Below are 1,869 nucleotides of genomic sequence, written 5' to 3' on the forward strand. Positions count from 1 at the left end.
AGCATTACAACCATGTTCGCCCGCATAGCTCACTGAATTACATGTCGCCTGTTGAGTATGCAAAACAGGCAGCTTAAGCAGGAAAATCTCATTGAGGGATTGGTACTAATCTCGGGGAAAGGTCAGTACCAGTTCCTGCTAGGGGCGCCCGGACTGCAGAATTTCACCCGGAACAATCGTTCAGAACGTAGTTTATCAGGGCCCCCATCTCATAGATTGCCGGTCCAACCTCAAAACTAACTTCTGATGCCATCCCCGAGTGAATAGCTCTGATAGCGCCCTCTCGTACCCAAGCCCCTCCACTGCTACCAGCGGTCATCCCGCTTGGGCCAGCTAAGTAGTAATTCAGTCGTTTTCCCACATACATGCGGCCGATATTGCCATATAAGTGATCTCCGTTGTCCAGATCATTGGGGTAACCAATAGATCGTATCTCTTTCCCCTCTTCTGGTGGAGACGCCACTTTAAAATGCTCTTTATTCTCTGAGTGCTTGGCGGTTTTAATATAAGCGTAGTCATAGGTAACCTGAGCGGCGGCATTCCCACCCGCATCGGAATAAGCCTGCATCAGGCCGACCGCTACCGGGGTATAAAAATGCTCAGATTTCTTGGTTCCCTTATAATGCTGGTAAAATTGAATATCAGTATAGAATTTTCTTTGTCCGACACTTTGAAAGACACAGTGGGCAGCGGTGACCAACAAATTCTTATCTATAAACTGAGCCGTACAACTAGCCAATCCGGCATCTGTGGTCATAAATAATTTCCCTGCGTATTTCCAGGGTTTTTGACCCGAATCCAATTTCTTAGGTATCCCATCAGGCTCATTGCCTACCGCCCGAAGTTCATTTAATTCACTTAGTAAGTCCTGATCTAGCTTTATCTTGGGAAGGGGAACAGGCATTGCAGCATCCAGCTCCTGTTGACTAAACTCCCTGACCTTTTCGCTGGCAAGGGTTTGACAGATGTAGCTGGCATTCTCCTCTCCCATTACGGCCATTGAGCTGAACAGAAGAACAGAACTGGCAATCAACTTGATTAAGAAAGACACGTTGTAAGAGTAATTCATACTAATTCCCTGTGTTTGGTTAGATAGGCCATTCCTCAAACCACCAACAAATGAGGCTAGCTGCGTTATTATCGATTGAAATGTAGGCACAGGATTAACCGTTAGCAACTTTCTTAAATCTTTACGGGTTCTGACAGGGGCTCCGATATCTGATCCGAAATGCCTCATCAAAGCGACCCGGGCAAGCTAAGCAAGGCAATTCATCTACCACCAGTTAAATAGCATGCAGAACAACCTACCAGCGAAGTGGAGGAAGGCCGACCTTGATCGCTTCAGGCTTATGTCGAAGATTGGTTTGGATCATTGTGATTTGAGACTATCAGGAAATCTCGGGGAGAAGAGAAGTTGGTCGGCGTGAGAGTTTTATTCCGTACATCCTGTACTCCACCCTACGGGCCAGCTAAAGCTGTTCAAATTCGTTCCTGACGAATTTGTATTCCGGGCGGCCCAACCCTTCGCAGAGCTCGGGTCGTTCAATCGGGAAACAATAAAACTGTTTATTGTTTCTTTAGCCGCTTTCACCCTGTGCTACGCCCTGCGGGCCGGCCGCGGCTGTTCAAAATTTTTCCAGAAAATTTTGTACTCCAGGCTTCCTGCCCTACGCCCTATGGGCCAGCTAAAGCCGTTCCAAAACGCTCCAGGCGTTTTGGTGAACTCCGACGTAACCGCTACGGGCTCTTCATCATTAACGGGGGACATCAGCATTCATTAAACTGATTTTGCGAAGATCATTTAATGGAGATAAGCCGATGTCCCACGCAGGTGCCATTTTAGGCATAACTGAACTAGAAATCGAACGA

At 47.3% G+C, this 1,869-nt stretch carries 1 protein-coding gene; it reads right to left on the reverse strand.

From position 1 onward, the window contains the following. Positions 1-163: 163 nt before the first annotated feature. The gene (locus J0A66_RS21365) at positions 164-1,069 is read right to left on the reverse strand and encodes a trypsin-like serine peptidase (protein WP_206575890.1); all 906 of its coding nucleotides are present in this window, start codon (positions 1,067-1,069) and stop codon (positions 164-166) included. Between the last annotated feature and the right edge of the window lie 800 nt (positions 1,070-1,869).

The organism is Bowmanella dokdonensis, from assembly GCF_017254865.1.
In the GTDB taxonomy this organism is placed as follows: domain Bacteria; phylum Pseudomonadota; class Gammaproteobacteria; order Enterobacterales; family Alteromonadaceae; genus Bowmanella; species Bowmanella dokdonensis.

Coding starts and splice junctions, on each gene's coding strand:
- J0A66_RS21365 (WP_206575890.1), bottom strand. CDS start 1,069: ATGAATTACTCTTACAACGTGTCTTTCTTAATCAAGTTGATTGCCAGT.